This is a genomic window from Pannonibacter sp. I15F10I1, from assembly GCF_900185665.1.
Taxonomy (GTDB): Bacteria; Pseudomonadota; Alphaproteobacteria; order Rhizobiales; family Stappiaceae; genus Pannonibacter; species Pannonibacter indicus.
The window spans coordinates 315,640-321,767 of sequence record NZ_FYAN01000007.1; the positions used below are offsets into that span (position 1 = coordinate 315,640).

Consider the following 6,128-nt stretch of genomic DNA (forward strand, 5'->3'; position numbering starts at 1 on the left):
CCCCGCCTGGGGCGTCTGAGGTTTTGCTGTGCCGGCAGTTTTTTGCCGGCAGGCAATGTTGCGGCGGTTCGAATGGCCTGAAACCGTCAGAAACCGCCCGGGAGGCACTATCATGCGGATTTTGAAGCGGATGTTCACGCCGGAGGGATGGAGCGCGGCTCCGGTTCCGGCCTTCGTGCGGCACGGCTTCGCGGCCCTTCTGGCGGCATCGGTGATTCTGCCGCTGGCCGGAGTGGCCCCGGCGGCAGCCCAGCAGAAGCGCATCGTGCAGGTGCCCAATGCCGATTACTTCGGCGGCGACTACCGCACGGTCAAGGATGTGGACATCGCCACCTGCGAAAGTGCCTGCCTTGATGACCGCCAGTGCAAGGCCTTCACCTACAACACCTCCGCCCGCTGGTGCTTCCTGAAGAATGCACAGGGCGAGCTTCAGGCCTTCAACGGTGCCGTTGCCGGCCGTGTGGTCGAGGTCAGGGCCTCTTCCAAGGCCACCGTTGCCGAGCGGCGGGCCGAGCTGAGCTTCGTTTCCAACTACTACATGGAAGAAGCCCAGCGTTATGCCTCGCAGGTGACGCGGACCAGCAGCCCGGCCAGCACCCCTGTCGAGACCCAGTTGCAGCAGGCCGAACAGGACCTGTTGATGAGCTCCTATACCCAGGCGCAGGCGGCCTTCAGCTCGCTTCTGGCCGTGGATGCGGCCAACAGTGCCGCATGGACCGGTCTGTCTCTGGCGCAGGTCAACCAGCAGCCGGACGACTGGGAGCAGCGCATGGCCCTGCGCCGCAACAGCATTTCGGCGGCGGTCAATGGTTACCTCAACGCCGCTGACGGCGGCCAGCAGGGCGCCGCGCTTGACGCGCTGTCAAAAGCCTTTGCCCTGTCGCAGGAGTGGAAGCCTGCGATCCGCAGCCTGCGCAAGGCGCGCGATCTCAATCCGTCCGATCCATCCCTGACACAGCGCTATGAAAAGATGGTCGCGGACCACGGCTTCCGCATTCTCGATCACCGGGTGGACGCGGATGCGGCCGAACCGCGTATCTGCGTCATCTTCTCCGATGAGCTGGAAAAGAACAGGGATTTCTCTGACTTCGTGAAAGTGCAGGGCGGTAACGGTACGGCGGTTACCTCCGAAGGCTCGCAGCTTTGCGTCACCGGTGTGCGCCATGGCCAGCGCTATGACATGCAACTGCGCGCCGGTGTGCCCGCCAACGATGGCGAAAAGCTGGAGAAGACCGCCAATCTGACGCTTTACATCCGCGACCGCGCGCCGTCCGTCCACTTCCTCGGCCGGGCCTATGTGCTGCCGAAGGGCAAGGATGCGACGATCCCGGTTGTTTCCGTCAACAGCAAGGAAGTGGCGCTGGAAATCTTCCGCGTCGGCGACCGCGGCCTTGTGGACGTGGTGCGCGACGAGCGTTTCATGCGCCAGCTGTCCTACTATGACAGCAAGCAGCTTGAGGAACAGCTTGGCGAGAAGGTCTGGTCCGGCGTCGTGGAGACGGCCAGCCCGCTGAACGAGGACGTGACGACGGCGATCCCGCTGGAGGACATGGGTCTTGAGCTGAAGCCGGGCGTCTATGCCATGTCGGCCAAGTCGAAGCTCGACAACACCGACGAGTGGAGCAGCAAGGCCACCCAGTGGTTCATCGTCTCCGAAATTGGCCTCAGCTCCTATTCGGGCACGGAAGGGGTGATTGCCTCGCTGCGCTCGCTCTCCGATGCCAAACCGATGGCAGGCGTGAAAGTGCGCCTCGTTGCCGTCAACAATGAGGTGCTGGGCGAGACCGTCTCCGATGCCAACGGCCTTGCCAGTTTTGCGGCCGGCCTGTCGCGTGGCCGTGGCGGCCGGGCTCCGGCGCTGGTCGTTGCTGAAACAGAGCAGGGCGACTACTCCTTCCTCGATCTGCGTAAGCCGGCCTTCGATCTGTCCGACCGTGGCGTCGAGGGCCGTCCGGCTCCCGGGCCGCTGGACGTGTTCAGCTGGACCGACAAGGGCATTTACCGCTCGGGTGAGACGGTGCACGCCCAGGCGCTGCTGCGCACGGCCAAGGCTGAGGCGCAGACGGATCTGCCGCTGACCTTCATCTTCATCCGCCCCGATGGCGTCGAATATTCCCGTACCGTGATCAATGACGGCGGTCTGGGCGGCTATCTTCAGGACCTGTCCCTGCCGGCCGGTGTGCAGCAGGGCTCCTGGACGCTGCGGGTTTATCTGGACCCCAAAGGCAACGCGCTGGCCGAAAAGACCTTCCTCGTGGAGGACTATCAGCCGGAACGCGTAGACTACACGCTGAAGGCATCGGCCGATGCCCTGAGCCTTGCCCGCCCGGTGGACGTGACGGTGGAAGGGCGGTTCCTCTATGGCGCCCCGGCGGCCAACCAGACGCTTGAGGGCGAGATCATCGCTGCCCCGGTCCGCAACCTTGCGGGCTTCCCCGGCTATGTCTTCGGCCTTGCGGACGAGGGTATCTATCCGGAACGCGCCAGCCTGCCCGAGGGCCTTGCGACCGATGAAAATGGTGTGGTGACGTTCCCGCTCTCCCTGCCGCAGCTGCAACCCACGTCGGGGCTTTACACCTCGACGCTGATCACCCGTCTGGTGGAAACCGGTGGGCGCTATGTGGAGCGCAGCCTTGACCTGCCGGTTCTGCCCGGCGGTCCGCGTATCGGCGTGAAGCCGCTGTTCTCAGGCGGTGTCGATGAAGGCGGCCCGGCGGATTACGAGATCGTGCTCGTCGATGAAAACGGCAAGCAGATTGCAGGCAAGGGTATCACCTGGACCTTGTCGCGCATCGACCGCCGCTATCAGTGGTACCGCAGCGACGGCCAGTGGAACTTCGAACCGGTGACCTCCAGCGAACGGGTGTCCTCCGGCAAGATCGACATTCCCTCCGATGGTCCGGCGCGGCTCTCCCTGCCGGTGAACTGGGGTGAGTACAAGCTGGAAGTCTCGCTCGGCGGCAGTCAGCCGGCTGAGACCAGCGATACATTCTCGGCCGGCTGGTACTCGGCCGGCGGCTCTTCCGATACGCCGGACCGGCTGGAAGTGGGCCTCGACAAGTCCGCCTACCGCCCCGGTGAAACGGCCATCCTGCGCCTGAAGCCGAAGACGGAAGGCGTTGCCGTGATCAACGTCTTTGGCGATGGCCTGCTGGAAACCAAAACCGTCGAGGTGGATGGTTCGGAAACCGAAGTCAGCCTGATGGTGACTGATGACTGGGGGGCAGGGGCCTATGTGATGGCGACCCTGCTGCGGCCGATGGACATCGACGCCAAGCGCATGCCCGCCCGCAGCATCGGCCTTGCCTGGGGCAAGGTGGAGCCGGGCGAGCGCAAGCTGGCGGTGGAGATCACCGCGCCGGACACCATGCGCCCGCGTCAGGAGCTGACCGCAACCCTGAAGCTTGCCAACCTGCCTGCGGGCGACAAGGCCTATGTGACGCTGGCTGCCGTGGATGTGGGCATCCTCAATCTCACGGGCTACAAGGCACCGGAGCCCAGTTCCTGGTACTTCGGCCAGCGCCGCCTCGGCATCGAGATCCGTGACCTTTACGGCCAGCTGATTGACCGCACGGCCGGCACACGCGGCACGGTGCGCTCCGGCGGTGACGGCGGCTCCGGCCTCAAGGCCCCGCCGCCCGACGAGGAGCCGGTGGCCCTGTTCTCCGGCATCGTTGAAGTCAGCGATGACGGCACGGCGGCTGTTACCTTCAACGTGCCGGACTTCAACGGAACCCTGAAGCTGATGGCCGTTGCCTGGTCCGCCAGCGGCGTGGGCGAAGCCAGCCGCGACGTGCAGGTGCGCGATCCGGTGGTGATGAGCACCAGCCTGCCGGCCTTCATGGCGCCGGGCGATACCTCGCGCATCCTGATCGAGATCGACAATGTGGATGGTCCCGCCGGTTCCTATGAGCTGGTGACCAGCATCGATGGGCCGGTGGAGCTGGAAGACGGCCAGACCACCCGCACGCTGGACCTCGCCAAGGGCGGCAAGCTGGAACTGCGCCTGCCGGTGAAGGCCATGGAGGCGGTGGGTGATGCGGCCATTGATCTGGCCATGTCCGGGCCGGAAGGCACCACGGCGTCCAAATCCCTGAAGCTTGGCGTGCGCGATACCCAGCCCTATTCCACCCAGACAGAGACGTTCGAACTGGGGGCAGGCGAGGAACTGGTGCTGGACAGCTCCACCCTCGATGGCTTCCATGCGGACACGGCATCCGTCAGCCTTGCCATCGGCGGCAAGGCGGATATTGACGTGCCCGGCCTTCTGGATGCGCTGGACCGCTATCCCTATGGCTGCACCGAGCAGACGACGAGCCGCGCCCTGCCGCTGCTGTATCTGAACGAAGTGGCGGCAGATGCCGGGCTCGGCACGGATCCGGAACTGCGTGAGCGGGTCGTCAACGCCATCGCCCGCGTGCTGGCGAATCAGAACTATTCCGGTTCCTTCGGCATGTGGAACAGCTATGGCGAAAGCGACACTTGGCTCGACGCCTATGTGACGGACTTCCTCGTGCGTGCCCGTGAAAAGGGCTATGACGTGCCGGATGTGGCCTATACCGCGGCGCTCGACAGCCTGCAGAACCGTGTCTCCTACGCCAATGACTTCTCGTCGGGCGGGGAGGGCATTGCCTATGCGCTTTATGTCCTGTCACGGACGGGCCGGGCCTCCATCGGCGACCTGCGCTACTATATGGATGTGAAGTTCGAGGATTTCTCGACCCCGCTTGCCAAGGCACAGGTCTCCGCTGCTCTCGCCCTTTACGGTGAACAGCAGCGCTCGGCCCGCGGCTTTGAAAAGGCTGCCGATGCCCTGCCGCTGGAGCGGGCCGGCATCTTCCGCGCGGACTATGGCTCGCCGGTGCGCGATGCTGCGGGCATTCTGACCTATATGTCGGAAGCCGGGCAGAGCAAGGCGAGCGGCCCGGTGGCGGACTTCATCGCCGCCAAGCAGGACGTGACCGCCTATAACTCCACCCAGGAAATGGCCTGGATGCTGATGGCTGCCCGTCAGGCGAATGAAGAGGCCCGCAAGGCCACCTTCACCGTGGACGGTCAGGAGCAGACGGACCGTCTGGGCTGGCGTTTCTCCGGCGAGGATGTCTCGGATGATGCTGTCACCTTCGTGAACACGAGCGGCAAGCCGCAGCGCGTCATGCTGACCGTGACCGGCCAGACAACCGAGCCGCTGCCGGAAGGCGGAGAGGGCTTTGCCATCTCCCGCAAGATCTATGATCTGGACGGGACTGAGGTTGCCCCCGCCGCGGTGCCCTACAACAGCCGCCTGGTGGTGGTGATCGAAGTGGAGCCGCTGACGGAAAACAACGGCCGGCTGATCGTGGTGGACCGCCTGCCCGGCGGCCTTGTCATCGACAATCCGCGCCTTGTCCGCTCCGGCGATCTGGGCGCGCTGTCCTGGCTCAACACCATCGACATGCCCGACCATGTGGAGTTCCGTCAGGACCGCTTCGTGGTCTCCGTCGACCAGCGCCGCTTCGGCGATCCGGTGCTGACCTTCGCCTATCTGGCGCGGGCAGTGACCCCAGGCTCCTATGCCCATCCGCCCGCCACGGTGGAGGACATGTATGTCACCAGCCGCTACGGCGTGACGGCCACAAGCCGGTTCGAGATCCTCGGGCCGGTGCGCTGAGCGGGGGAGGGGAGGCCTGCCCCCGTCTTGGCACAAGGTGGCAGTCTGGCTTCCACGGCACAGCTTTTCTACCCCCTCCCCCTTGAGGCAGGGCTATCGCATATGGCTGATGAGCGATGTGAGGAAGTCCTCGTCCCATCCAGCTTTTTTGATTTTCCGCCTGATTGAGGCCTTGTCAGGATGGGAGCGGATGACGTTGAGGGCGATCTTTCGCAGGAGGGCGATGTTCTGCGGGCCGTTGTCCTTGCGGTTTCTGGCGGCGTCCTCGCAGAAGTGGACGTCGAGGACCCAGTGCAGTTTGTTTTCGATGTGCCAATGGGTTCTGACGGTTTCGATGAGGGCGTTTGGTGACATGATCCTGGACAGGAGGAAGAAGCGGACATGACTGGTCTGGGTGCCATCTGCATGAAGGCGGAAGGTCTCGACGGAGCCGACGGCCTGCAGCCCGGGGAAGCCGATATCCGTGGCGGCCACAACG

General features: G+C 64.5%; 2 protein-coding genes. One reads left to right on the plus strand and one right to left on the minus strand.

The window, feature by feature from the left end:
• Positions 1-112 precede the first annotated feature (112 nt).
• Entirely contained in the window at positions 113-5,650 is a 5,538-nt protein-coding gene (locus tag IF10I1_RS05980) for an alpha-2-macroglobulin family protein (RefSeq protein ID WP_208977380.1), read from the plus strand.
• Positions 5,651-5,743: 93 nt separating this feature from the next.
• Here the strand turns inward: IF10I1_RS05980 and IF10I1_RS05985 are convergent.
• Positions 5,744-6,128 (minus strand): ISAs1 family transposase (locus IF10I1_RS05985; RefSeq protein ID WP_186424398.1); only part of this gene is annotated, 385 nt, incomplete at its 5' end.

Coding starts and splice junctions, on each gene's coding strand:
- IF10I1_RS05980 (WP_208977380.1), top strand. CDS start 113: ATGCGGATTTTGAAGCGGATGTTCACGCCGGAGGGATGGAGCGCGGCT.